This is a genomic window from Haloactinomyces albus (genome assembly GCF_031458135.1).
In the GTDB taxonomy this organism is placed as follows: Bacteria; Actinomycetota; Actinomycetes; order Mycobacteriales; family Pseudonocardiaceae; genus Haloactinomyces; species Haloactinomyces albus.
This window is the reverse complement of the sequence record NZ_JAVDXW010000001.1, coordinates 848,990-872,392: the sequence shown is the minus strand read 5'-3', so window position 1 is coordinate 872,392 and position 23,403 is coordinate 848,990. Positions and strand designations below refer to the sequence as shown.

Genomic DNA, 23,403 nt, shown 5'->3' with positions numbered 1-23,403 from the left:
CGCCGGAAATCCGCCTCCGGTGCCCCAGCACCCCAGCAATCCGCCGACTGCTCACGCGCAGGCGGGAGGTGGTCCGGCCGGTTCGCCGCCGCCTGCCGAGCCGCAGCAGCGAGCGGATCGGAGCGGTTCGCGGAGCGGAGTCACGCCGACGGGATGGCTCCTGCGTGGTCTGGTCCTGTGTGCCGTGTCGGTGGTCTCCGGTCTGCTCTGGCTCCTGATCAAACCGGACACATCCGGTACCGATGCTCCGCAGGCAGGCGGGAATTCCTCGCAGAAGGGACTGTATCGGTTCGACCAGCACTCGCGGGAAGAGATGCCGGGCTGCAGGCAGTTCTCGACCGACGAGATCGCCGATTACTTCTCCGAGCATCCGTGTGAACACCTCACTCGTGCGCTCTACACCACCACGCTGCCCGGTGGAGAGCGAGTGCTGACCTCGGTGGTCACCGCGCGGATGCCGAACGCGCCCAGTGCGAAGGAGTTGGAGAAGCTGACCACCAGGAGTGGCACGGGCAATATCGAAGACCTCGTCTCGGCCGGACGGCCGGTGCCCGATAATTTCCCGGATCTCAATGGTGACCTCGGATACGCCTCGCAGCAGCAGGGCCGGTTGGTCGTCATCGGTGAATCCGCCTACTTCGCGAACCCGAACCGCGACGACGCGAGATTGAAGAAGGTCACCACCGACGCCCTGCGCCTCGGTTGGCCCCAGGACAAAGCGCCGGAGTGACCACTCCGGGTGCGTGATGGAGCAACCTGGTCGGGAACAACCACCCGAGCAAGGCATCCGAAGACTTCCTACGGCCGGCCGGGGAAGGCCAGGACGGCAGGCTGATCTCCGATGGTGATGCGCCAGCGCGTGGCGCGGGCGGATGCCGTGGTGAGTGCGTCGAGGGCGTGGCGCCGGAGCCGAGAGACCTCGGTGGTCTCCAGAACCGAGCGCCACCCGATCGTACAGTCGTGTTCAGCGGTGATCAGTAGACGAATCGCCGAGGTCTGGTCGGTGGGCTGCTGTGGGACCGAATAGGCCGGTTCCGCCGGTGCGGGCTTGATTCCCGCCTCCTGGAGAAGCTGCTCCGTGGTCTCCCTGAATTGCCGGTGTTTGCGCACGGCTTCCGCAACCGCGGAATCGACTCGCTGCTCGCTCGCGAAGGCCCCGGCCAGACCGTGGATCCAGATGGCGGCGTGCTCCGCGCGCAATGCCCGTTGCAGTGCGCTCACGGCTTGCTCGGAAAGCTGCGGTTTGCTCATGCCAGTATCTCCTGCAGGCTTGCACAGCTCGCCGATATCGAACCGGTCAGCCCGGCGCGGTACGGAGGCAACCGGGGCACCATGTCGGCTGCCTGACGCTGTGCCTCGCGGAGTGTCCGCTTCAGTGTCGCCGTGGCCTCTTCCGCGGTCTGCGGTGCGGGCGACGCAGGGGGCGGTAGTGGTGCCGAGGTGGTCGCTTCCGGGTCCGGTGGGTTCACCCGATCGATTTCCTGTTGAAGAGCACGCGCGTGCTCGGTGCGGATCGAGGCGACTGCTGTCGCTTCGTCGGCGAGGTCGGGATGAGCCTGCTCGACGGCACGTGCCAGTTCCGCGTCGGAGCGCGCACGTGTGACGACCGCCTCGAGCGGGTCCGGTTCCTCGGTCTGCGAGGAGGCGGTGCAGCCGATGGTGAGTGTGGCCGTCACGGGCAGAAGTGCGGCCACACGCAGTATGGCCCGGCGTCCGAAAGGGGCACCGGCCTGCGGGGGAGATTCCACGGGATGCCATCCTGCCAGTTGTTCATGTGCCATCGTCCCGGCCCACCGCGCGTGCCCGATTCGGGAGAATCACCGGGTGCAGTGTGCCCCTACGGTCGCCGCTGCGGCTGCTGCAGCTGCAAGCTTGGTCCGTGGCGCGCTGACGTGCAGGTGGACGCGATACGCTGGAGAGCCCACGATCGGCATGGTGCAGCGCCGGCCGTGGGGTAGGTCTGCCCTGCCGATCCGCTGCACCTGAACTGACGACCGGACGAACCTTGGGGAGTGCCATCGTGTCCAGCCCGCCGCGTGACGAGGTTGTCGCGCGCCTGGAGCCCGTCGTCGCCGAGCCCGTGGCGGCCCTGGGCTTTGATCTCGAAGAGTTCGATGTGCAGCAGGCCGGGCGTCGCCGCCTGGTTAAGGTGGTCATAGACGCCGATGATGGGGTCGGCCTCGACGACATCACCGACGTGAGTCATGCCGTCTCCGAGGTGCTGGACACGCACGAACACGTGCTCGCCGGTTCCTACACCCTGGAGGTGACTTCACCAGGGGTGGACCGTCCGCTGACCAAGGTGCGCCACTGGCGCCGCGCGCGCAACCGCCTGGTCAAGGTCCGTCTGACCGACGGGAGTGAACTGGCGGCCCGCGTCGGGGCGGCCGATGATGCCGCGGTGGTGGTTCTCACCAGGGGTGAAATCCGGCAACTGGCCTACCGTGACATCGAGCGCGCGGTGGTCGAGGTGGAGTTCCAGCAGCCACCGGCGAAAGAACTGACCAAGCTCGATCGGGCTGCGGGCGTCGTTGGCGGACACGGCAACGACGGGGAAGACACGGAGGACTCGAGGTGAACGTCGACATCGCCGCGCTGCGGGCGATCGAACGAGACAAGGACATTCCATTCGAAACCGTCCTACAGGCGATCGAGTCAGCGCTGCTCACCGCGTACCGACACACCGAGGGGCACCAGCCGCACGCCCGGGTGGAAGTCGATCGCAAGACCGGCGTCGTGCGTGTGATCGCACACACGCTGGACACCGAGGGCGAGGTCGCCGAGGAATGGGACGACACGCCGGAGGGATTCGGTCGCATCGCGGCGACGACCGCACGACAGGTGATCGTGCAGCGCCTGCGTGACGCCGAGCACGAGAAGAACTTCGGGGAGTTCTCCACGAAGGAAGGTGAAATCCTCGGTGGTGTGATCCAGCGCGATGCCAAGGCCAACTCGCGTGGCATGGTCGTCGTGCAGGTCGGCGAGAGCGAGGGTGTGATCCCGGCGGCCGAGCAGGTGCCGGGGGAGAAGTACGAGCACGGTAGCCGGATCAAGTGCTACGTCGTGGGTGTTTCGCGTAGCGCGCACGGGCCCCAGATCACCTTCTCGCGGACCCATCCCAACCTGGTGCGTCGACTGTTCGCGCTGGAGGTACCGGAGATCGCCGACGGGACGGTGGAGATCCCCGCTGTGGCGCGCGAGGCCGGTCACCGGTCCAAGATCGCAGTGCGGTGTGCGATCAGTGGGGTCAATGCCAAGGGCGCGTGTATCGGCCCGATGGGTGCGCGAGTGCGCAATGTGATGCGTGAACTGGGCGACGAGAAGATCGACATCATCGACTTCTCCGAGGATCCCGGTACATTCGTGGGTAACGCCCTGTCACCGGCCAAGGTGGTCTCGGTGGAGGTGGTCGACGAGCGAGCGAAGACGGCCCGGGTGATCGTGCCGGATTTTCAGCTCTCCCTCGCGATCGGCAAGGAAGGTCAGAATGCCCGCCTCGCGGCCAGGCTGACCGGCTGGCGGATCGACATCCGCAGCGATGCCGACCCCAGCTCGCCGACCACGACAGCCGGGCACCCCGGTGCTCAGCCGCCCACTGTGGCAGGAGTGGATCCCGCCATCGACGAACTACCTGCCATGGGATCGGCGGAATAACGGTTCGGGGTTCGGGCGTTGTCCGGTTGGTTCGTGCACCCCGCTCGAAGCCGATGATCACCACGCTGATCGGAAGGTGCGGAGCGGAAGGTCCGGACACGGTTGTATCCCGCCACCAACAAGACGACCTGATTCGGCCCGTTGGCAACGACGGGTTAGAATCACGGGTGGCTCGACGCGAGGGGGCGAGAATCCACACACGATCCACTGGTGCCCGTGGTGCACATCACGAGCCCATCCGCACGTGTGTCGGATGCCGGACCCGGACGTGGGCCTCCGAGCTGCTACGCGTGGTGGCCGAGGATGGTCATGCGGCCGTCCCCGATCCTCGACGCAGGCGATCGGGCCGGGGTGCTTGGTTGCATCCCGATCCCGCGTGTCTGCGTCTGGCCGAGCGGCGTCGGGCGTTTCCCCGGGCACTTCGTGTTCCCGGGCGGCTCGAGCTCTCGGCAGTGCAGGCCCATGTGGAGCATGTGGCTCACGATGTGACCGGTGCGGGATCCCCCCGCACCCGGCAGTTGAAGGAAGCAGGTCGACCCGTCATGAATCAGCCGTGAAGCTGAAGCCATGAACGCGCACCGGCAGTAGGACGAGGTCGAGCGGGTCTGCCGCCCGGCCTCACCAGATGAGGAGAGCAGTGGCAGGCAAGGCCCGCGTACACGAGCTCGCCAAAGAGCTCGGCGTGACAAGCAAGGATGTACTCAACAAACTCGCCGATCAGGGCGAGTACGTGAAGTCCGCGTCGTCGACCGTGGAAGCACCGGTGGCGCGCAGGCTTCGGGACGCGTTCACGAAGGCGGGCGCGTCGCAGAAGGGTTCGGCCAACGGCCAGGGTGATGGTGGCGCGCCGCCGGCATCGCCCGCCGCGGAGGCGCCCGAGTCGGCCGGGGATGCCGTACCGAAGCCCGGCCCGAAGCAGCCCGATTCCGAGCGCCCGAAGCCGGGTCCTCGGCCGGTTCCGAAGCCGGGCCCCAGGCCCGCGGCGAAGCCGGAACCGAAGACACCCGAGCCGGAGACACGGCCGTCCGAGCAGGAGACCCCTGCGGCGCAGGAGACCCCTGCGACTCCGGCGGCAGAGCAAACTCCGGCGGCAGAGCAAACCCCGGCGGCAGAGGCGTCACCGACCGAATCGGCGTCGAGCGGACGTTCGGCGGTGCCGAAGCCGGGTCCGAAACCCGGTCCCAAGCCGGGTCCGAAACCGGGCCCCGCGCAGGGGTCGCAGTCCGGTACGGACAGTGATGGCGCCGTGGTGCCGCCGAAGCCGCAAGCGCCCAAGCCCGGCCCGCGTTCACCGCGTGCGGGCAATAACCCGTTCGGTGTCGGCAGCGGTGCGCCACCGCAGCGTCCCTCCGGCGGTAAGCAGGGCGGCCCCGGTGGCAAGCAGGGTGGTCCCGGCGGTAAGCAGGGCGGTCCCGGTGGCAAGCAGGGTTCGGGCCCCGGTCGCGGTCAGGGCCAGCGTCCGGATCGCCAGAGCACCCAGACCGGCCAAGGCGGTCAGGGTGGCCAAGGCGGCCAGCAGGGTGCCGGAACCGCTCCGGCAGCGGACTCCACGTCGGGTGGTGGCGGCGGCAACCGTCCGAACCCCGGCATGATGCCCCCGCGCCCGAACCCCGGCATGATGCCGTCGAAGCCCGCGGGGCCCGGTGGCGGTAAGCCCGGTGGCGGTAAGCCCGGTGGCGGTAAGCCCGGTGGCGGTAAGCCCGGCGGTGGTAAGCCCGGCGGCGGCACCGGTGGACCCGGTGGTGGCCGTGGCGGCCCCGGCGGCGGTGGCCCCGGTGGCGGTGGCGGTGCCCCGGGCGGTGCTCCTCCGGGAGGTGGTTTCCGTGGCCGTCCCGGTGGCGGTGGTCGTCCCGGTGGTGGCCGTGGCGGTACGGCAGGTGCCTTCGGTCGTCCCGGTGGTCCGGCGCGTCGAGGCCGCAAGTCGAAGCGGCAGAAGCGTCAGGAGTACATGGACAACATGCAGGCACCGTCGGTGGGCGGTGTCCGCCTGCCGCGCGGTAATGGTGAGCCTCTTCGCCTGCGCCGTGGTGCCTCGCTGACCGACTTCGCCGAGAAGATCAACGCCAACCCGGCCTCGCTGGTACAGGCGATGTTCCATCTCGGTGAGATGGTCACCGCGACCCAGTCCGTCTCCGACGAGGTCCTGGAACTGCTCGGCCAGGAGATGAACTACAAGGTCGAGATGGTCAGCCCCGAGGACGAGGACCGGGAGCTGCTGGAGTCCTTCGACCTCAGCTTCGGCGACCGGGACAGCTCCGAGGAGCAGTTGTTCTCGCGTCCGCCGGTGGTGACCGTGATGGGTCACGTCGATCACGGTAAGACGCGGCTGCTGGACACGATCCGCAAGGCCAACGTCCAGGAGGGCGAGGCAGGCGGCATCACCCAGCACATCGGTGCCTACCAGGTCGAGACCGAGCTGGAGGGCAAGCAGCGGCCGGTGACCTTCATCGACACTCCCGGCCACGAGGCGTTCACCGCCATGCGTGCCCGTGGTGCGAAGTCGACCGACATCGCGGTGTTGGTCGTGGCCGCCGACGATGGCGTGATGCCGCAGACGGTGGAGGCGATCAACCACGCCCAGGCTGCGGAAGTGCCGATCGTGGTCGCGATCAACAAGATCGATGTCGAGGGTGCGAACCCGGACAAGATCCGCCAGCAGCTCACCGAATACAGCCTGGTCGCCGAGGAGTTCGGTGGCGAGACCATGTTCGTGGAGATCTCCGCGAAGCAGGGTGTCAACATCGATGGCGTGCTGGAAGCGATCCTGTTGACGGCCGACGCCACTCTCGATCTCCGGGCGAACCCGAAGATGGAGGCCCAGGGCGTGGCCATCGAGGCACACCTCGATCGCGGTCGCGGTCCGGTGGCCACCGTGCTGGTGCAGCGCGGCACGTTGCGGGTCGGTGATTCGGTGGTCGCAGGTGGTGCACATGGCCGTGTGCGTCGGATGATCAATGAGCACGACCAGGATGTCACCGAAGCCAGTCCGTCCCGCCCGGTTCAGGTCATCGGGTTCACGTCGGTACCGGGTGCCGGGGACACGTTCCTCGTGGTCAACGAGGACCGGACTGCGCGGCAGATCGCCGACCGGCGTGCCGCTCGGATCCGGGAGGCGCAGAACGCGGCCAAGCGCAAGCGCGTCAGCCTCGAGGACCTGGACAAGGTGCTCAAGGAGACCAACCAGCTCAACCTGATCATCAAGGGTGACAACTCGGGTACCGTCGAGGCGCTCGAGGAATCGCTGAACAAGATCGAGGTCGGTGAGGAGGTCGAGCTCCGCGTCATCCATCGCGGTGTCGGTGGCATCAACGAGAGCGACATCAATCTCGCCACCGCCGAGAACACCATCGTGCTGGGCTTCAACGTCCGGGCCGAGGGCAAGGCGGCCGAAGTCGCCAACCGCGAAGCGGTGGAGATCCGGTACTACTCGGTGATCTACCGGGCGATCGAGGACATCGAGCAGGCCCTCAAGGGCATGCTCAAGCCCGAGTACGAGGAAGTCTCGCTCGGCCGGGCGGAGATCCGCGACGTCTTCAAGTCCTCGAAGGTCGGCACGATCGCCGGTTGCATGGTCAGTACCGGTATCGTGCGCCGCAACAGCAAGGCGCGGTTGCTGCGGGACAATGTCGTGGTCGCCGAGAACCTGACGGTCAACTCGCTGAAGCGGTTCAAGGACGACGCGACCGAGGTCCGCGACGGTTTCGAGTGCGGTCTGACTCTGGGGTCGTATTCCGACCTCAAGGTCGACGACATCATCGAGACCTACGAGATGCGGGAGAAGCCGCGCATCTGAGTCGCGTCTCTCGTGCAGGCCCGGCCCGATCAACGGGCCGGGCCTGCCACGAGGCGGATTCGCCTCCCGCGGTGAGGTGAGGTGACGTCATGTATGTCGGTGCGCTGGAACTGGATGTGCTGCTCGGTGATGTCCATTCCCTGAAACAGAAGCGCGGAGTCGTGCGGCCGCTGGTGGCCGAACTGCGGCGACGGTTCGAGGTCGCTGCTGCGGAAGCCGGCGATCCGGAGCTCTACCGCAGGGCACTCATCGGAGTGTCCGTGGTTTCCGGTGATGTCTCGCACGTGCGCGAGGTGCTCGACTCGTGTGAGCGCACGGTCGCCGCGCACCCGGAACTGGAGTTGCTCTCGGCCCGGCAACGGATGTTGGGCCCGGAAGACTGACTCGTGCCCGCCAGCGGGCAACTGATCAATGGAGGAGGTGCGCCGTGGGTGATACGGCGCGCGCCCGCAGGCTCGCCAAGCGGATCGCTCAGATCGTGGCCTCCGGGCTGGAGTATGAGGTCAAGGATCCCAGGCTGGCGATGGTGACCATCACCGACGCCCGCCTCACGTCCGATCTGCGGGACGCCACGGTGTACTACACCGTATTCGGTGACGATGCCGACTACGCCTCCACGGCCGCCGCGTTGGCCAGCGCCGCCGGCGTGTTGCGGACGAGGGTCGGACAGCAGACGGGAGTGCGGTTCACGCCGACGCTGACCTTCGTCGCGGATACCGTTCCCGGTGATGTGCGGCGGCTCGACGAGGCACTGGCGCAGGCCAAGGAAGCCGATGCGGAGGTGGCTCGGCTGGCTTCCACCGCAGCACCCGCCGGTGACGCCGATCCGTATCGCACGTCCGAGGCGAACACCGGCAACGAGGACGAATCCGCGGACGGTACCGACGTGGACACACGTACTGACAATGATGCCCGGCGTGGCCCGTCCGGCGGTTGAACCCCGCCGGATCCCTCGGGGCACGATGAGGTGCTGCCGGGAGCCGGGCAGCCGGGTGTGCTGGAGGTGAACGAGTGAGCGGCCGGATCGGAACCGCGCCGGTCGACGGTGCGGAAGGGCGCGAGGAGACCGACGGGACCGACAGCCTCGGACCCGCACTGCACGATGCCGCCGACCTGCTGGCTCGGGCCGATGATGTGACGCTGTTAGCGCATGTGAACCCGGATGCCGATGCCTTGGGAAGTGCTCTGGCACTCGGGATGGCGCTACGGCACCGTGGTGCCACGGTCCGGGTCTCCTTCGGCACACCTGCCGAGCCGCCGTTTTCGCTGCGTGAGCTCGATGCCGAGGGGATCGTGGTCCCCGCGGACGAGGTGCCCGCCACACCGCCGACGCTGGTGGTGTTGGACACGGGCAGTCTGCAGCGGGTGGGTGCCCTCGCCGATCGGGTCGAGGCGACGGTCGCCGCGGGCGGAGATGTGGTCGTCATCGACCATCACGTGGCGAATACCCGTTTCGGCACGCACCACGTCATCGACGAAAGCGCCGAAGCAACCGTGGTGATCGTGTTGCGGTTGCTCGACCTCCTCGGCGTGGAAATGGATTTGCCGATCGCTCATTGCCTGTATGCCGGGCTGGTCACCGATACTCGTTCGTTCCGCCGAGCCGGTACCGCGACTCACCGGATGGCGATGCGGTTGCTGGAGGCCGGTGTCGATCCGGAAACGACCACCCGGCAGCTGATGGACACCCATCCCTTCGGTTGGCTGGGCATGCTCTCGGAAGTACTGAGTGAGGCACGGCTGGAGCCGGAGTCGGCTCGTGGCCTCGGTCTGGTGCATGCCACGGTGCGCCTCGCGCACTCGGAGGGACTCCGCGGCGAGGAACTGGACAGTGTCATCGACGTGGTGCGTACGACCGCCGAGGCCGACGTGGCTGCTGTGCTGAAGGAGACGGCGCCGGACCGCTGGTCGGTGTCGCTGCGTTCCGACGGCCGGATCGACGTCGGCTGGGCGGCGTCCGCGTGTGGTGGCGGTGGGCATCACCTCGCTTCCGGTTTCACCACCGAGGGTTCGGCCGAGGATCTCCTCGCCGCCCTGCGCAATGCCCTGACCGAGGCGCCGCTGCTCGACTGAGGGCGCCGCTGCTCGACCGAGGGGACGCAGCTCACCCGAGCTGCGGTGCCGGTGATTTTTGCAGTTTCGCGCGAAACTGCATTTTTGTGGGTGGGCGCGAGACCGCGGCTGTGCGCCGAAGTACGCACGAACTTACAGGGAGATGTCGTGACCGATACGGCCGAACGGGTGCCGGCACGGCGCCTGCTGGCGCTGGCGGTGCCTGCGCTCGGAGTCCTGGCCGCGGAGCCGTTGTACGTGCTCGTCGACACCGCCGTGGTCGGCCACCTCGGTGCGGTGCCGTTGGCCGGGCTGGCACTCGGCGGCACCCTGTTCACGATCGTCTCGCGCCAGTTGACCTTCCTGTCCTACGGGACCACGGCGCGGACCGCCCGGTTGCACGGCGCGGGCCGCAGAGCCGATGCCGTCTCCGAGGGGGTGCAGGCCACCTGGCTGGCCGTGGCCGTCGGTGTCGTCGTACTGGCGCTGGCCCAACTGTTGGCGGCCCCGGTGGCGCAACTGCTGGCAGGCCCGGGACCCATCGCCGAGGCAGCGTCGAACTGGCTGCGTATCGCCCTGCTCGGCGCGCCGATGGTGTTGGTGGCTCTCGCGGGCCACGGTTGGATGCGCGGTGTGCAGGACACGGTCCGTCCGCTGCGCTACGTGCTGGCGGGAAACGGCGTGTCGGCCGTGCTGTGTCCGCTGCTGGTGTATCCCCTCGGATGGGGGCTGGAAGGCTCGGCTCTGGCCAACGTGGTCGGCCAGACGGTCGCGGCGGGGCTGTTCCTGCGCGCGTTGGCCGTGGAACGAGTGTCGCTGAAACCCGATCTCGCAAAAATGCGTGCACAACTGGGCATGGGAAGCGACCTGATGCTGCGTACGCTGGCGTTTCAGGCGTGCTTTCTGTCGGCGACCGCGGTCGCGGCACGGACGGGTGCGGAGACGGCGGCGGCGCACCAGATCGTCTGGGAACTGTGGATGTTCCTGTCGCTCGTGCTCGATTCCCTGGCGATTGCCGCACAGTCCCTGGTCGGCGCGGCTCTCGGCCGCGAGTCGGCGCGACAGGCCAAGGGCATCGCGCGGCAGGTCACCTGGTACGGCCTGGGTTTCGGGGCCCTGCTCGGGGTGCTGTTCGCCGCGCTGTCCGGGGTATTGCCGCTCGCGTTCACCCTGGACCCCGGTGTGCTCGCAACGATCCCGCACGCATGGTGGTTCTTCGTCGCGTTGCAGCCGATCGCCGGCATCGTGTTCGCACTGGACGGTGTTTTCCTCGGCGCCGGGGATGCGGCTTACCTCAGGACCGCGACGATGCTCAGTGCCGCGATCGGCTACCTGCCGATGATCTGGCTCTCGCTGGCCTTCGGTTGGGGACTGGTGGGGATCTGGTCGGGCCTGAGTCTGTTCATGCTCGGCAGGATGCTGACGCTGCTGCTGCGAGCGCGCTCCGGCCGTTGGGTCGTCGTCGGTGTTACCCGCACCGGCACCGAGGCCGCAGTCACCTGATCGCGGGCATCGGTGTTGCCGATGCCCGCTGCCTCACCCTTCCCAGAACCAGTCGGTGGCACGGATCCGTTTCAGCGCGTCGCGGCGTTTGTCTGCCTCGAGACGCTGGACGTAGACGATTCCGTCGAGGTGGTCGGTCTCGTGCTGTAAGCAGCGCGCCATCAGGCCGGAACCCGACACGGTGACCGGTTCGTTGCGCAGGTCCACCCCACGGACGACCGCATGATCGGCACGCGGGGTGGGAAAGCTCAATCCCGGCACCGACAGGCAGCCCTCTTCGCCGTCTTGCTCCCCGGAAAGTTCGATGATTTCCGGGTTGAGCACGTAGCCGATCTCGCCATCGACGTTGTAGCTGAACGCCCGGACGCTCACTCCGATCTGCGGCGCGGCCACCCCGGCGTGCCCGGGGGCGTCAACCGTGTCCAGCAGGTCGGTGACCACTGCCGCGATCTTGTCGTCGAACACGGTCACCGGATCGGCGACCGTGCGCAGAACGGGGTCGCCGAAACGCCGGATCGGTCTGAAAGCCACTGCACATCCTCCCATCGGTTGGCCGAAACTCTAACCGCCGTGGTGCGCCCCATCGCCGGGAGGTGCTCGCCGTGTTGGAGGATGGACAGCCGTGTCACAACGGTCTCGAAGCTCGCGTTCCACTGTCTCGCCCGGCCTGCTGGTGATGGACAAGCCCGCCGGTATGACCTCGCACGATGTCGTTGCGCGCGTGCGCCGGATCATGGGGACACGCAGGGTCGGCCATGCGGGCACACTCGATCCGATGGCCACCGGAGTCCTCGTGCTGGGGCTGGAACGTGCCACGAAGCTGCTCGGTCATCTCGCGATGGACACGAAGGCCTACCTGGCGACCATCCGTCTGGGTTCGGCGACGACGACCGACGATGCCGAGGGCGAAGTGCTGTCCTCGGCGGACGCCTCCGGTGTGGCCGAGGAGGCGGTCCACGCGGGGGTCTCCGCATTGACCGGTGACCTCCGGCAGGTTCCCAGCGCCGTCAGTGCGGTGAAGATCAACGGGCGTCGTGCCTACGAACTGGCACGGGCGGGCGAGAGCGTGGAGTTGGAGGCCCGGCCGGTGACCGTCTCGCGGTTCGATCTGCTGGCGCTTCGCCGAACGGAGACCACCACGGAGTTGGATGTACTCGTGGAATGCTCCTCGGGCACCTATGTGCGTGCGCTGGCCAGGGACCTCGGTGAACAGCTCGGTGTCGGTGGGCATCTCGGTGAGCTGCGCCGGACCCGGGTCGGCCCGTTCGGGCTGGCGACGGTGCGCACGTTGGAGCAGTTGGAGGCGGAGCCCGGCCTGTCGATGGACATGGATCATGCCGTGGCCACGGCTTTCCCCCGGATCGACGTGAACGGGGACACCGCACGTGGTCTCGCACACGGCCAGGCGGTGCCGAGTGCGGGTGTGGGCGGTACCTACGGCATGTTCGGACCCGACGGTCATGCCGTTGCGCTGGTTCGTGACCAGGGGCGGGTGGCCAAACCGGTGCTGGTGATCAGCCCGGCCGGGTGAGGACGCGAGTGCCTGCCGGTGGTCTTTGCGGACATGCTCGCGAGTAGCGGATAGGGTGATGAGCCGTGCAGCGTTGGCGTGGCTTGGAGCAGCTTCCCGGTGGCTGGGGCCGGTGTGTGGTCACCATCGGTGTGTTCGATGGAGTTCACCGTGGACACCAGAAACTGATCGAGCATGCCGTTCGGCGGGCGCGCCAACGGGATCTGCCGTGTGTGCTGGTCACTTTCGATCCACACCCGGCCGAAGTGGTGCGTCCGGGCAGCCATCCGGCCCAGTTGACGACACTGCGGCGACGCGCCGAGCTGGTGGAGCAGCTCGGCGTGGACGTGTTCTGCGTCCTGCCGTTCACCATGGAGCTGTCGCGGATGCCACCCGATGAGTTCGTCCACGAGATCCTGGTGGAAAAGCTGCATGCCGCCGTGGTCGTGGTGGGGGAGAACTTCACCTTCGGACACAAGGCCGCCGGAAACATCGAGCTGCTGGACAGGCTCGGGGAGCGGTTCGGTTTCGAGGCGGAACCGGCCGGTCTGCTGGCGGGCCCCACGGACGGCTCCGACGTGGCCGAACAGGCCGTCACCTTCTCCTCGACCTACATCCGATCCTGTATCGACGCCGGGGACGTCGAGGCGGCGGCGGTCGCTTTGGGGCGCAGGCACCGTCTGGAGGGCATCGTGGTGCGCGGCGCCGGCCGTGGGGGCAGCGAGCTGGGCTTTCCGACCGCGAACCTGTCCACTCCGCAATACGCGGCGATTCCCGCCGACGGTGTTTATGCATGCTGGTTCACGCATCGCCGCCGTGGCTCGACCGAGTCGCCACGAACGCTGCCCGCGGCGGTTTCGGTGGGTAGCAATCCGACCTTTTCCGGGCGGGAGCGCACGGTGGAGGCATTCGTGCTCGATGTCGACGCCGACTTCTACGGCGAGTACGCGGAGCTGGACTTCGTGCGGCGGTTGCGGGGGATGATTCGGTTCGACTCCCCGGAGGAGCTTGTCGATCAGATGCAGCAGGATGTCGTCGATACCCGTGCCTGCCTGCGTATGGACGTGTGAAACCGCACTGCCGGAGAGGGCGGTGTGCGGGAATTCGCGCGATCACCGCCGGAATGGTTGCGGGAGTTTTGTCATTTGCGCCCCACTGACTGTGGTGCCCTGGCAGTATTCGGTCTTTGGGAGACTTCGGGATCAACGCCGGCACCGGGGGAGTGAAGGTGGAGGAACGCAAGATCGTCCAGCGGAATCTGGCGTTGCAGCGTCAGTGGTATGGGGAACCTCTGGGCGACCGGGTGCGGCGACTGGTCGTGGCTTTTCGGACTTCGCAGGCTCAACTTGCCGATGTTCTGGGGATCAGCGCCCCCATGCTCAGCCAGGTGATGAGCGGGCGCCGGGCGAAGATCGGAAACCCGTCGGTGCTGGCACGGTTGGTCATGCTGGAGCGCAAGGTTCTCACCCCCGGTGTGGCCGCCGGTGAGTCCGAGGCGATCCAGCAGGCACTGGAGGATGTGCGCGACTCGGAGCCGTCGGTGGTGCGGGACAATCTCCCGGTCGGGCACCGAGCCCACCGGGAGGAATCGGCGTGGCCGGTGCTGCGGGAGATGGCCCGGCCCAGTGAACTCGAATCCGCAGCGGAGCTGATCGGCGGCTCCCATCCGGCACTGGCGGAGCTGTTGCGCAGGGCAGCTTCCGGGAACCGCTGAGTTCCGCCGGGTCTGGTGGTTCGTGTCCGGGGAGGGGCTGACGTCTCCGGGAAAACGTCGACCTTGTCGTGCGATGTGCCTTCCGGAACCGGTAGCTTCATGGGTCCATGCGTCTGTTCACCGCGCTCTGGCCCTCGCAGGAAGCCGTCCGGCACCTCGCCGCGGCGGTGGAAACCGTGCGGTCGACACAGCCGAAGCGGTTGGCGCAGGCCACCGAGGGACTGCGCAAGTTCCGGTTCCTCCCGCCGGAGCGCTGGCACCTGACACTGTGCTTCCACGGCGACGACGCCGAGCCCGATCGGGTGGGCGATCGGCTGGCCCGCCGGGTCGGGCGAGTGGGCCGCACGCAACCGGGGTTCGGCCCTCCGCGGTTGCGGATGACCGGGGCGGGTGTGTTTCGCGGGGTCCTGTGGGTCGGCGTGCAACCGGGTGGGCAGGAGGATGCCGCCGTGTTGAGCACAGTGGCGGGCATGGCCGGGGCCGATGCTCGTTCCTTCCGGGCGCACGTGACCGTGGCGCGCTGGGCAGCGGGGCGGGCCGACCGTGCCCTGCCCGATCTCCTCACGGCGTACGAAGGGCCGTGGTGGAGTGCGGACGAGGTTTCGGTGGTGTCCAGTGAGCAGCAGTCGAGTGCGCCCGTTTACCGGACGATCCGCCGTGTCGCCCTGACAGCGGTCGACTGACAACGGCCGACTGACAGCGGCCGGCTGACTGGGGGAGGGGTGTGGTCGGACACGCGGCTTGCCGGGGGCGAGACCGAGTCGAGTTGCTGGTATCCTCGCGGTGAGTCCGGCTGCAGTCCGTGGCGGCCGGTTACCAACCATGCTGGTTACCGACCATGCTGGTGAAATCCACAAGGTGAACGAGTCACCGTTGAATGGATGACGTGGTAATGGCCGGATGGTGCCGAACCCGGCGGTGGTGAATCCGGCGGGGAGAACCGGACGGCGATGACTCGAGCCCCCGATGCGGTTGTGTGCCGCATCCCTTCGGTGGGGTCCACGGGACACGTAACAAGGAGAGTCAACTCGTGGCTTTGTCCACTACCGAGAAAAAGCAGATCCTGTCCGACTATGGGCTGCACGAGACCGACACCGGTTCGGCGGAGGCACAGGTGGCCCTGCTGACCCACCGGATCTCGGGTCTGACCGAGCACCTGAAGGTGCACAAGCACGACCACCACTCGCGCCGTGGTCTGCTGCTGATGGTCGGTCGTCGGCGCAGGATGCTCAACTACCTGACGAAGGTGGACATCGGGCGTTACCGTTCGCTGATTCAGCGACTCGGTCTGCGCCGTTGACAGGTTCCGAGGGGAGTGGCCACGCGGCCACTCCCCTCGGTGCATCATCGGCGGACAACCGCGAGTGCGACAGCGAGACAACGAAACATGAGGGCGAGGGGCTTACGCTGCTGCGGGCAGGCGTCCGCCGGTCCTCGGTAGTGGTTGCCGGGAGCGTGACGGCAATATCGCGCCCCCGGGAACTTCGATCGATGACCGGCCTCGTCGGACCACACCCCGTGCGGCTGCTGTGGGCCCTGAGAACCCACCAAGACGAGGAGTTTCACTTGACTGAGGAACAGTCATACGACGATGGCGTGTACGAGAGCACCGCGGTTCTGGACAACGGTGCGTTCGGTACCCGTACGGTTCGTTTCGAGACCGGTCGGCTGGCCAAGCAGGCCGCGGGCAGTGTTGCCGCGTACCTCGACGACGACACCATGCTGCTGTCGGCCACCACGGCCTCCAAGCAGCCCAAGGAGAACCTCGACTTCTTCCCGTTGACGGTGGATGTCGAGGAGCGGATGTACGCGGCAGGCCGGATTCCCGGGTCGTTCTTCCGGCGGGAGGGCCGCCCCTCCACCGACGCGGTCCTGACCTGCCGGCTGATCGACCGCCCGCTGCGGCCGTCGTTCGCCGACGGCCTGCGCAACGAGGTGCAGGTCGTCATCACGGTGACGAGCATGAATCCCCAGGACGCCTATGACGTGCTGGCGATCAATGCCGCCTCCAGCTCGACCCAGATCTCCGGACTGCCTTTCTCCGGCCCGGTCGGCGGCACCCGGATGGCGCTGATCGACGGGCAGTGGGTCGCGTTCCCGACGCACGAACAGCTCGAGCGGGCCGTGTTCAACATGGTCGTCGCGGGCCGGATCGTGGGCGACGACGTGGCCATCATGATGGTCGAGGCCGAGGGCACCGAGCACACCACCGACCTGGTGGCCCAGGGCGCACAAGCCCCCACCGAGGAGGTCGTGGCCGGTGGTTTGGAGGCCGCGAAGCCGTTCATCCGCAGCCTGTGCGAGGCGCAGCAGCAGCTGGCGCAGGCGGCGGGCAAGAGCTCCGCGGAATACCCGGTCTTCCCGGCCTATGCCGAGGACGCCTACACCGCCGTCGAGCAGGCCGTCTCCGGTGAGCTGGCCGAGGCGCTGGCCATCGGTGGCAAGCAGGAGCGGGAGAACCGCCTCGACGAGATCAAGCAGGCGGCTCTGGACCGGGCAGGCGTCGAGGAGGGACAGCCCTTCGCAGGACGCGAGAAGGAGCTCGGCGCGGCGCTGAAGGAGCTGACCAAGAAGCTGGTGCGGCAGCGGATCATCCGCGAGAAGGTTCGCATCGACGGTCGCGGTCTCAGCGACATCCGCAGCCTCTCCGCCGAGGTCGGCGTCATTCCCCGCGCGCACGGTTCGGCACTGTTCGAGCGTGGTGAAACCCAGATCATGGGTGTGTCGACGCTGAACATGCTGCGCATGGAGCAGACGATCGACAGCCTGGGGCCGGAGACGTCCAAGCGGTACATGCACCACTACAACTTCCCGCCGTACTCGACCGGTGAGACCGGCCGGGTCGGTACTCCGAAGCGGCGCGAGATCGGCCACGGTGCCCTGGCCGAGCGGGCCCTGGTTCCGGTGCTGCCGAGCCGGGAGGAGTTCCCGTACGCGCTGCGGCAGGTTTCGGAGGCCCTGGGATCGAACGGTTCGACCTCGATGGGTTCGGTCTGTGCCTCGACGCTGTCCCTGTTCAACGCGGGTGTCCCGCTGAAGGCACCGGTGGCCGGTATCGCGATGGGGCTGGTTTCCGCCGAGGTCGACGAGCAGACCCAGTACGTGGCGCTGACCGACATTCTCGGCGCCGAGGACGCCTACGGCGACATGGACTTCAAGGTCGCCGGTACCAAGGAGTTCATCACGGCCCTGCAGCTCGACACCAAGCTGGACGGCATCCCGTCCGAGGTGCTCGCGCAGGCGTTGGGCCAGGCCAAGGACGCGCGGTTCACCATTCTCGAGGTGATGGCCGAGGCGATCGGTTCGCCCGACGAGATGAGCCCGCACGCTCCTCGGGTCACGTCGGTGAACATCCCGGTCGACAAGATCGGTGAGGTCATCGGCCCCAAGGGCAAGATGATCAACACGATCACCGAGGAGACCGGTGCCGAGGTCACGATCGAGGACGACGGCACGATCTACGTCGGTGCCGCCGACGGCCCGTCCGCCGAGGCCGCGATCGACCGGATCAACTCGATCGCGAATCCGCAGCTTCCCAAGGTCGGTGAGCGGTTCCTCGGGACCGTGGTCAAGACCGCCGCATTCGGTGCGTTCGTGTCGTTGCTGCCGGGCAAGGACGGCCTGGTGCACATCTCGAAGCTGGGCAACGGCAAGCGCATCGGCAAGGTCGAGGATGTGGTCAACGTCGGCGACAAGCTGCAGGTCGAGATCGCCGATATCGACAGTCGCGGCAAGATCAGCCTGATTCCCGTCGATGAGGAGTCCGAGTCCGCGGGCGAGGGCGAGTCGGAGGCCCAGGGCGAGGTCGAGATGTCCGAGTCGGCAGCCCCGGAGGCGCCCACCGAGTGATCTCGGTGATTCGAGGATTCGGCGTGCGGCCCGTACCGGATACCGTGGTCCGGTACGGGCCGCACGTATGTGGTGCCGTGAGCACCCGGTGTTCGAGAAGCGGGTCGGCAGCAGACGTCCACGGAAGGGAGAGGATCACGTGAGCCAGGCCGAGGAGGCGCCGATCAGGGTCGGCATCCTGGGTGCCCGGGGACGGATGGGCTCGGAAGCGGTGCGGGCGGTCGGTGAAGCACCGGACACCGAGTTGGTCGCCGAGGTCAACCGGGGTGACTCGCTGCGCACGTTGACCGATGCCGGGGTGCAGGTTGCCGTGGACCTGACCCATCCCGACTCGGTCCTGGACAACGTCGCTTTCTGCGTCGACAACGGTATTCACGTGGTGGTCGGCACCAGCGGGCTCGGTGAGACGGAGCTGGAGACCGTCCGTGCGTCGTTGGGAGACACGCCGAACACGGGTGTGCTGGTCGTGCCGAACTTCGCGATCGGAGCCGTGCTGTCCATGCGTTTCGCGGAGATCGCGGCGAAGTTCTTCGAGTCCGCGGAGATCGTTGAACTGCATCATCCCCGCAAGGCCGACGCGCCCTCCGGGACGGCGGCGCGCACGGCACAGATCGTCTCGCGTGCGCGTGAACAGGCCGGGGTGGCCGAGGCCCCGGATGCGACGACCAAGGAATTCGACGGGGCCAGGGGAGCCAGCGTCGACGGTGTGCCGGTGCATTCGGTGCGCATGGCGGGGCTGGTGGCGCATCAGGAGGTACTGTTCGGTACCGAAGGAGAAACCCTGACGGTCCGGCACGACTCCTACGATCGCAGGTCGTTCATGCCCGGTGTCCTGCTGGCGGTACGCGAGGTGGGGACCCGGCCGGGGATCACGGTCGGGCTGGATGCATTGCTGGGGCTGTAGTGTCCGGACAGGAGTCTGTGGAGCCTGTGGTGCCCGAACGGAAGCGGCGGCCCATGATGGGACCGCGTGCCTCGGCGTTCGTGCTGGCCGCCGTGCTGGCTGTGTACCTGGTTCTGATGGGCAGCCGGGCGGTCACGATGATCGTCACCGGCGAGCCCGTGTTCGTGGCCCTGGGCGTGGCCGTCCTGGTGCTGCCTCTGCTGGGGGCGGTGCTGGTGTTCGATCAGATCCGGTTCGGTGCCCGGACCGAGCGACTGGCCCGCCGACTCGACGAGGAGGGTGCCCTGCCGGATGTGTCGCATCTGCCGCGCAGGCCCTCGGGACGCGTCCGGCGTGCTGCTGCGGACGCGTGGTTCGACGAGAAGCAGGCCGAACTGGAGGCGGCGCCGCAGGACTGGCGGATGTGGTTCGCGCTGGCGCAGGCCTATGACCTCGCGGGCGATCGCAACCGGGGACGTAAGACCATGCGCCGGGCGATCGAGTTGGAACGGGCGGATTCGCCGGGACCCGGCTCCGCCTAGGTTGAAGTTTTGCCGAAAGCTTCCGCCCTCCCGAGCACACTGAGTGCGCTCAGTCCTGCCTGAAGTGCAGATCGAGCCCGCCCGACAGGCGTAGTTCCCGGACCGGGCGTCCCCCCGCGTCCAGGGTGCGCACGGTGCCGTCCGGGGGCCAGCCGACGCTGTGGAAGAACGCCAGGGATGCCTCGTCGGCTTCGGGGATCCAGGCGATACCGCGAGTTGCCCCGCCCGCGGCGAGTCGCTGTGCCATCACTCCGAGGAGCCGACCGCCGTGCCCTCGTCGTCCCCAGCGTGGTTCGACGAGCAGGGTGCTGATCAGCGCGGTCGTGCGCACATCGGGCGGTATCGTGCCGTCCGCCGCAGCGGCTTCCTGCTCGGGTGTCCGCCCGGCGGCGCAGAAACCCACGGTCCAGTCGCTCTCGGTGGCCACCATTACCGAGACCGGCCCGTGGGACACGGCATCCTGCCACTGCTGTTCGGTTTCGGCGGCGTCGAGATTGTCGAGCACCTCGGTGGGAAGGATCTCGGCGTAGGCGGTGCGCCAGGTCGTCAATTGAATTCGTGCGATTTCGGCGGCATCGGACGGCTCGGCGACTCGTACATCGGCATCGGCCATGGCCGACAACCTAACGCGTTCACACCGTTCCGCTGTGCCGTGGTGAGCACGAAGCCGATGCGGCAGCGAACATCGCAGGTCAGCATCGAACGTGGCATCGCAGGGACCGTGACGTCTGCCGTGCCCTTCCTGACAGGATCACCGCCTCGTTCGGTTCCGAGAGGCTCCGAGAGACGCAGCCGGTGTCGGCGATGTCGGGGATCACTGGCACGATCCGATCCGTGCAGACGATGAGTGCCGCCGCAGCGCGGCGAACCGTGCTGGCCGCACAAGGATTCGCCGATTCCCGCCCGGGTGGCGAGGTGAATCGCAGGCATCTGCAACGTGCCCTCGCGCGCACCAAGCTGTTGCAGCTCGACTCGGTCAATGTGGCGGTTCGTGCCCACTACATGCCGCTGTACAGCCGGCTCGGGTCCTACTCGCCCGAACTGGTCGACGCGGCGGCCTGGCCACCGGCAACACAGCACGCGCGGAGACGGCAGTCGCGCCTGCTGGTGGAGTACTGGGCGCATGAGGCCTCGCTGATCCCGGTGCGGGACTGGCCGCTGCTGCGCTGGCGGATGCGCGAGTACGGCAGCGCATCCCGGCGGCGCTACCGTGACCTGCTGGAACGAGCACCGGGCCTGCTCGAGGACGTGTTCGCCGCAGTCAAGGAGATCGGCCCGGTCGGGGCGGGGCGGTTGGAGCGGGAACTCGGTGGTGACCAGCGTCAGGGCCGTGGTCCTTGGTGGAATCGCACGGACACCAAGCGGGCCTGTGAGTTGCTGTTCGCCACCGGTGAGCTGACCACCGGAACGCGCCGGGGCTTCGAGCGGTTGTATGACCTGCCCGAACGTGTGTTGCCTCCGGAGGTCCTGTCCTCCGATCCCGAAGAGGGCGATGCGGTGCGTACGCTGGTCGAGCGGTCGGCACAGGCACTGGGAGTGGCCACGGAGGGGGATCTGCGTGACTACTATCGCCTGAGCCCGGCGCAGTCCCGGCAGGCGGTGGCCGAACTGGTCGAGGACGGTGCGCTGGAACCGGTCGCGGTACGTGGTTGGCGGCATCAGGCGTATCGCCATCGGGCGGCCCGCACACCGCGCACCATCGCCGGGCGGGCCTTGCTGTGCCCGTTCGATCCGCTGATCTGGGAGCGTTCCCGCACCGAGCGGATCTTCGACTTCCGCTACCGCATCGAGATCTACGTCCCGCAGCGGCAACGGGTGTACGGATATTACGTGTTTCCGTTTCTGCTCGATGGGCGGTTGGTGGCCCGGGTGGATCTCAAGGCCGACCGTGCTGCTCGGGTGCTGCGGGTGTTCGGGGCGTTTTCCGAGCCGGGCGGCGATGTCGTCAGGATCGCCGCCGAACTCGCGGCGGCGCTGCGGGACATGGCGGCATGGCTGGACCTCGGCGAAGTCGCCGTTGGTGAGCACGGTGACCTCGTCGAGGCCCTGCGGCAGGCTGTGTGATCACGTCGGTCGGCTCGGCCTGCTACCGACCTGCTGATCGGTCGGCTACTTGGAGTTTTTCTGGCGGTAGCAGGTGACGAATCCTCCCTGCTCGAAGCCGCCACCGTTGATGCTCTCCGAATTCGGCGGTTCGGGGATACCGTAGCGGAGTTTGACACGTGCCTCGATGCTCGACACCAAACTCTCGCCCAGGTCCATGGCCTTGGCGGCCTGTGTGTGGCTGTATTCGGTGAGGTAGCGCTGGGCGAGGTCGCGCTGATCGGCCTCGAGGAGTGTCCGGGCGGTTTCTTCGACCTCCGGTTGCTCCTGACGCATGTTCTCCTCGAATGCTGTCAGTGCCGTGTGAACCTCAGGGTAGAACTCCTTCGGGCGCGTGCATGTGTGGTACATGAGTCGTTTGAACAGACGGCCTGCGAATTTGGTCGCTTCCTGGGGTGCGTAGGCGGGATTGATGTAGGTCTGGGCTGCGTTTTTGGTGAGATAGCGATGCTGGCGATACTCGGCGGGTTCGTCCTGGACCCCGATGTGGTAGGGAATGAACGGACTCGTGACCGATCCGGTGGGCGAAATCCAGAGTTGGGCGAGTGCGCTGGGGATACCGTTGCGAAGGTGAGCCACCTGGCCGTAGCCGTTCTGGTCGCTGGATATCCTGCGGTCGCGGACCGTGCTCATGAACTCCTGGAGCGTCACCGGCGCCTCGTTCTCGAGTTCCTTCTCGATGGTGGCAGGGGCGACGAACTTCCCCTCCGCCGGTGTGGTCCGGTAGTTCCATCCCTGCTCACCGTAGACCTCGTTGACGTTGAACGGCTCTCCGGAGTCGGGCTGCCACCAGCCCTGCTCCACTGCGAAATCGATGAAGTTGTCCGAGCACATGTAGTCGGGGTGTTCCTGGCAGTTGCGCGGAATCTCCTTGATGTATCCCGGATAGGACATCCGTACTTCGTTCGGACCGAGCCGTTCGGCGACCCACAGGCCTTGCCCGCCCGCGAGTTCGATCATCACCCATGCTTCCTTGGTGTCGGCGATGAGATGGGAGTTCCCGCCGTACGTCGAGTATCCGTACTTGTCGATGGTGTTGCCGATGATGGTGACCGCCTGCTCCGCGGTCTTGGAGCGCTGGAGTGCGATCCGGGCGAGGTCGCTGTACTGCGGTCCCTCCTGCGGAGTCGGTGTCATTTCCACGAGTTCTTGGCGGGAGGGCGACCAGATGTCGCGAATGGCGACCTGGTGCTCGTTCATTCCGCCGTTCGTCAGCGGGGGCGGAAATCCTGCCCATTCGCTGTAGTTCATCGTCATGTATTTGTACGTGTGGCTCACTTGTGGAATCTCGGTGAGGTTTCCCGGAATGGTCGCCTCGTCGGTGACGCCGACGGTGATGGTGGCGTCCTCGGGATGATCCTTGGCCGGGACGACCTCCAACCAGTGACTGGACACTTCGTCGCCGGTTCCGCCGAGCATGACGCTTCCGTCGTCGGTGAGGTTACGGCCGACGTAGATTCCGTAGCTCTTTTGGACGAGGCTTTTGCTCCGGGACTTCGACCGCTTGTCGGAGGGGCTCGCGCGACGATGGTCGGCCGCCCTTTTGACGACCGATTTCCCGGCGGCTGCCTTCTTGACGGTGGCCTCGGAGGCCTGAGCGGCACCGTCGTGGGACTGTCCGGGTGATAAATGCAGACCTGCCACGGTGATGAGCACGGCCGTGACGAGCGCGGCGGGATACGAGAGGACCCGTCGGTGCATGAAAAACCTCATTCAGGCAGGGTCGCAGGATTCGGACTGCGACGTTCTCGACAATCCTGTCACCGTGGAACAATTTTCGTGGTCCCACGGTGACGTTGC

Annotated in this window: 23 protein-coding genes; 18 read left to right on the top strand and 5 right to left on the bottom strand. The window is 67.2% G+C overall.

Annotated features, from left to right (window positions below; all coding sequences use genetic code 11):
* Positions 1-19 precede the first annotated feature (19 nt).
* Positions 20-730, top strand: a complete 711-nt coding sequence (locus JOF55_RS04060; protein WP_310269765.1) for a hypothetical protein — start codon at positions 20-22, stop codon at positions 728-730.
* Between the two features lie 68 nt (positions 731-798).
* Here JOF55_RS04060 and JOF55_RS04055 read toward each other — a convergent pair whose 3' ends face one another.
* Both JOF55_RS04055 and JOF55_RS04050 read right to left on the bottom strand, forming a co-directional pair.
* Entirely contained in the window at positions 799-1,251 is a 453-nt protein-coding gene (locus tag JOF55_RS04055) for a ferritin-like domain-containing protein (protein WP_310269762.1), read from the bottom strand.
* Positions 1,248-1,781, bottom strand: coding sequence for a hypothetical protein (locus JOF55_RS04050; protein ID WP_310269759.1), 534 nt, complete (start codon positions 1,779-1,781; stop codon positions 1,248-1,250). The genes JOF55_RS04055 and JOF55_RS04050 overlap by 4 nt, the downstream gene beginning before the upstream one ends.
* A 239-nt stretch (positions 1,782-2,020) precedes the next feature.
* On the opposite strand from JOF55_RS04050, the gene rimP reads away from it, so the two are divergent.
* From rimP to JOF55_RS04015, 8 genes are all read left to right on the top strand, one after another.
* Positions 2,021-2,578, top strand: coding sequence for a ribosome maturation factor RimP (rimP, locus tag JOF55_RS04045; RefSeq protein ID WP_310269756.1), 558 nt, complete (start codon positions 2,021-2,023; stop codon positions 2,576-2,578).
* A complete protein-coding gene (gene nusA, locus JOF55_RS04040) occupies positions 2,575-3,654 on the top strand; it encodes a transcription termination factor NusA (RefSeq protein ID WP_310269754.1) in 1,080 nt (359 codons plus the stop codon). The genes rimP and nusA overlap by 4 nt, the downstream gene beginning before the upstream one ends.
* A 53-nt stretch (positions 3,655-3,707) precedes the next feature.
* Entirely contained in the window at positions 3,708-4,211 is a 504-nt protein-coding gene (locus JOF55_RS24365) for a YlxR family protein (protein ID WP_374727219.1), read from the top strand.
* 80 nt (positions 4,212-4,291) lie between these two features.
* The gene (infB, locus tag JOF55_RS04035) at positions 4,292-7,447 is read left to right on the top strand and encodes a translation initiation factor IF-2 (RefSeq protein ID WP_310269752.1); all 3,156 of its coding nucleotides are present in this window, start codon (positions 4,292-4,294) and stop codon (positions 7,445-7,447) included.
* Positions 7,448-7,536: 89 nt separating this feature from the next.
* Positions 7,537-7,830 carry a DUF503 domain-containing protein gene (locus tag JOF55_RS04030; RefSeq protein ID WP_310269749.1) on the top strand — a complete coding sequence of 98 codons (294 nt, stop codon included), beginning with the start codon at positions 7,537-7,539 and terminating at the stop codon, positions 7,828-7,830.
* 44 nt (positions 7,831-7,874) lie between these two features.
* Positions 7,875-8,384, top strand: a complete 510-nt coding sequence (gene rbfA / locus JOF55_RS04025) for a 30S ribosome-binding factor RbfA (RefSeq protein WP_310269747.1) — start codon at positions 7,875-7,877, stop codon at positions 8,382-8,384.
* Positions 8,385-8,542: 158 nt separating this feature from the next.
* Positions 8,543-9,520: a DHH family phosphoesterase gene (locus JOF55_RS04020; protein WP_374727382.1), complete on the top strand. Its 978-nt coding sequence runs from the start codon at positions 8,543-8,545 to the stop codon at positions 9,518-9,520.
* Positions 9,521-9,667: 147 nt separating this feature from the next.
* A complete protein-coding gene (locus JOF55_RS04015; RefSeq protein WP_310269743.1) occupies positions 9,668-11,002 on the top strand; it encodes an MATE family efflux transporter in 1,335 nt (444 codons plus the stop codon).
* A 33-nt stretch (positions 11,003-11,035) separates the two neighbouring features.
* Here JOF55_RS04015 and def read toward each other — a convergent pair whose 3' ends face one another.
* Complete coding sequence (gene def / locus JOF55_RS04010) at positions 11,036-11,533, bottom strand: peptide deformylase (protein WP_310269740.1); 498 nt, start codon at positions 11,531-11,533, stop codon at positions 11,036-11,038.
* Between the two features lie 91 nt (positions 11,534-11,624).
* Between def and truB the strand changes: the two genes are divergently transcribed.
* The 8 genes from truB (at position 11,625) to JOF55_RS03970 (ending at position 19,500) form a co-directional block, all read left to right on the top strand.
* Positions 11,625-12,533 (top strand): tRNA pseudouridine(55) synthase TruB, encoded by a 909-nt coding sequence (gene truB / locus JOF55_RS04005; RefSeq protein ID WP_310269738.1) that lies wholly within the window; start codon positions 11,625-11,627, stop codon positions 12,531-12,533.
* 65 nt (positions 12,534-12,598) lie between these two features.
* Complete coding sequence (locus JOF55_RS04000; protein ID WP_310269736.1) at positions 12,599-13,582, top strand: bifunctional riboflavin kinase/FAD synthetase; 984 nt, start codon at positions 12,599-12,601, stop codon at positions 13,580-13,582.
* Between the two features lie 158 nt (positions 13,583-13,740).
* On the top strand, positions 13,741-14,226 hold the full coding sequence (locus JOF55_RS03995) for a helix-turn-helix transcriptional regulator (RefSeq protein ID WP_310269734.1): 486 nt from the start codon (positions 13,741-13,743) through the stop codon (positions 14,224-14,226).
* 107 nt (positions 14,227-14,333) lie between these two features.
* Positions 14,334-14,909 carry an RNA 2',3'-cyclic phosphodiesterase gene (gene thpR / locus JOF55_RS03990; RefSeq protein ID WP_310269732.1) on the top strand — a complete coding sequence of 192 codons (576 nt, stop codon included), beginning with the start codon at positions 14,334-14,336 and terminating at the stop codon, positions 14,907-14,909.
* 347 nt (positions 14,910-15,256) lie between these two features.
* Positions 15,257-15,526 carry a 30S ribosomal protein S15 gene (rpsO, locus tag JOF55_RS03985; protein WP_310269730.1) on the top strand — a complete coding sequence of 90 codons (270 nt, stop codon included), beginning with the start codon at positions 15,257-15,259 and terminating at the stop codon, positions 15,524-15,526.
* Between the two features lie 266 nt (positions 15,527-15,792).
* On the top strand, positions 15,793-18,075 hold the full coding sequence (locus tag JOF55_RS03980; protein ID WP_310269728.1) for a polyribonucleotide nucleotidyltransferase: 2,283 nt from the start codon (positions 15,793-15,795) through the stop codon (positions 18,073-18,075).
* A gap of 163 nt (positions 18,076-18,238) precedes the next feature.
* Positions 18,239-18,979, top strand: a complete 741-nt coding sequence (gene dapB, locus JOF55_RS03975) for a 4-hydroxy-tetrahydrodipicolinate reductase (RefSeq protein WP_374727381.1) — start codon at positions 18,239-18,241, stop codon at positions 18,977-18,979.
* 56 nt (positions 18,980-19,035) lie between these two features.
* Positions 19,036-19,500, top strand: coding sequence for a hypothetical protein (locus JOF55_RS03970; protein WP_374727380.1), 465 nt, complete (start codon positions 19,036-19,038; stop codon positions 19,498-19,500).
* 49 nt (positions 19,501-19,549) lie between these two features.
* Here the strand turns inward: JOF55_RS03970 and JOF55_RS03965 are convergent, their stop codons facing one another.
* Positions 19,550-20,113 (bottom strand): GNAT family N-acetyltransferase, encoded by a 564-nt coding sequence (locus tag JOF55_RS03965; RefSeq protein ID WP_310269720.1) that lies wholly within the window; start codon positions 20,111-20,113, stop codon positions 19,550-19,552.
* 221 nt (positions 20,114-20,334) lie between these two features.
* On the opposite strand from JOF55_RS03965, the gene JOF55_RS03960 reads away from it, so the two are divergent.
* Positions 20,335-21,564, top strand: a complete 1,230-nt coding sequence (locus JOF55_RS03960) for a winged helix-turn-helix domain-containing protein (RefSeq protein WP_374727218.1) — start codon at positions 20,335-20,337, stop codon at positions 21,562-21,564.
* A 45-nt stretch (positions 21,565-21,609) separates the two neighbouring features.
* On the opposite strand, the gene JOF55_RS03955 is transcribed toward JOF55_RS03960, so the two are convergent.
* Complete coding sequence (locus JOF55_RS03955; protein ID WP_310269716.1) at positions 21,610-23,304, bottom strand: C69 family dipeptidase; 1,695 nt, start codon at positions 23,302-23,304, stop codon at positions 21,610-21,612.
* Between the last annotated feature and the right edge of the window lie 99 nt (positions 23,305-23,403).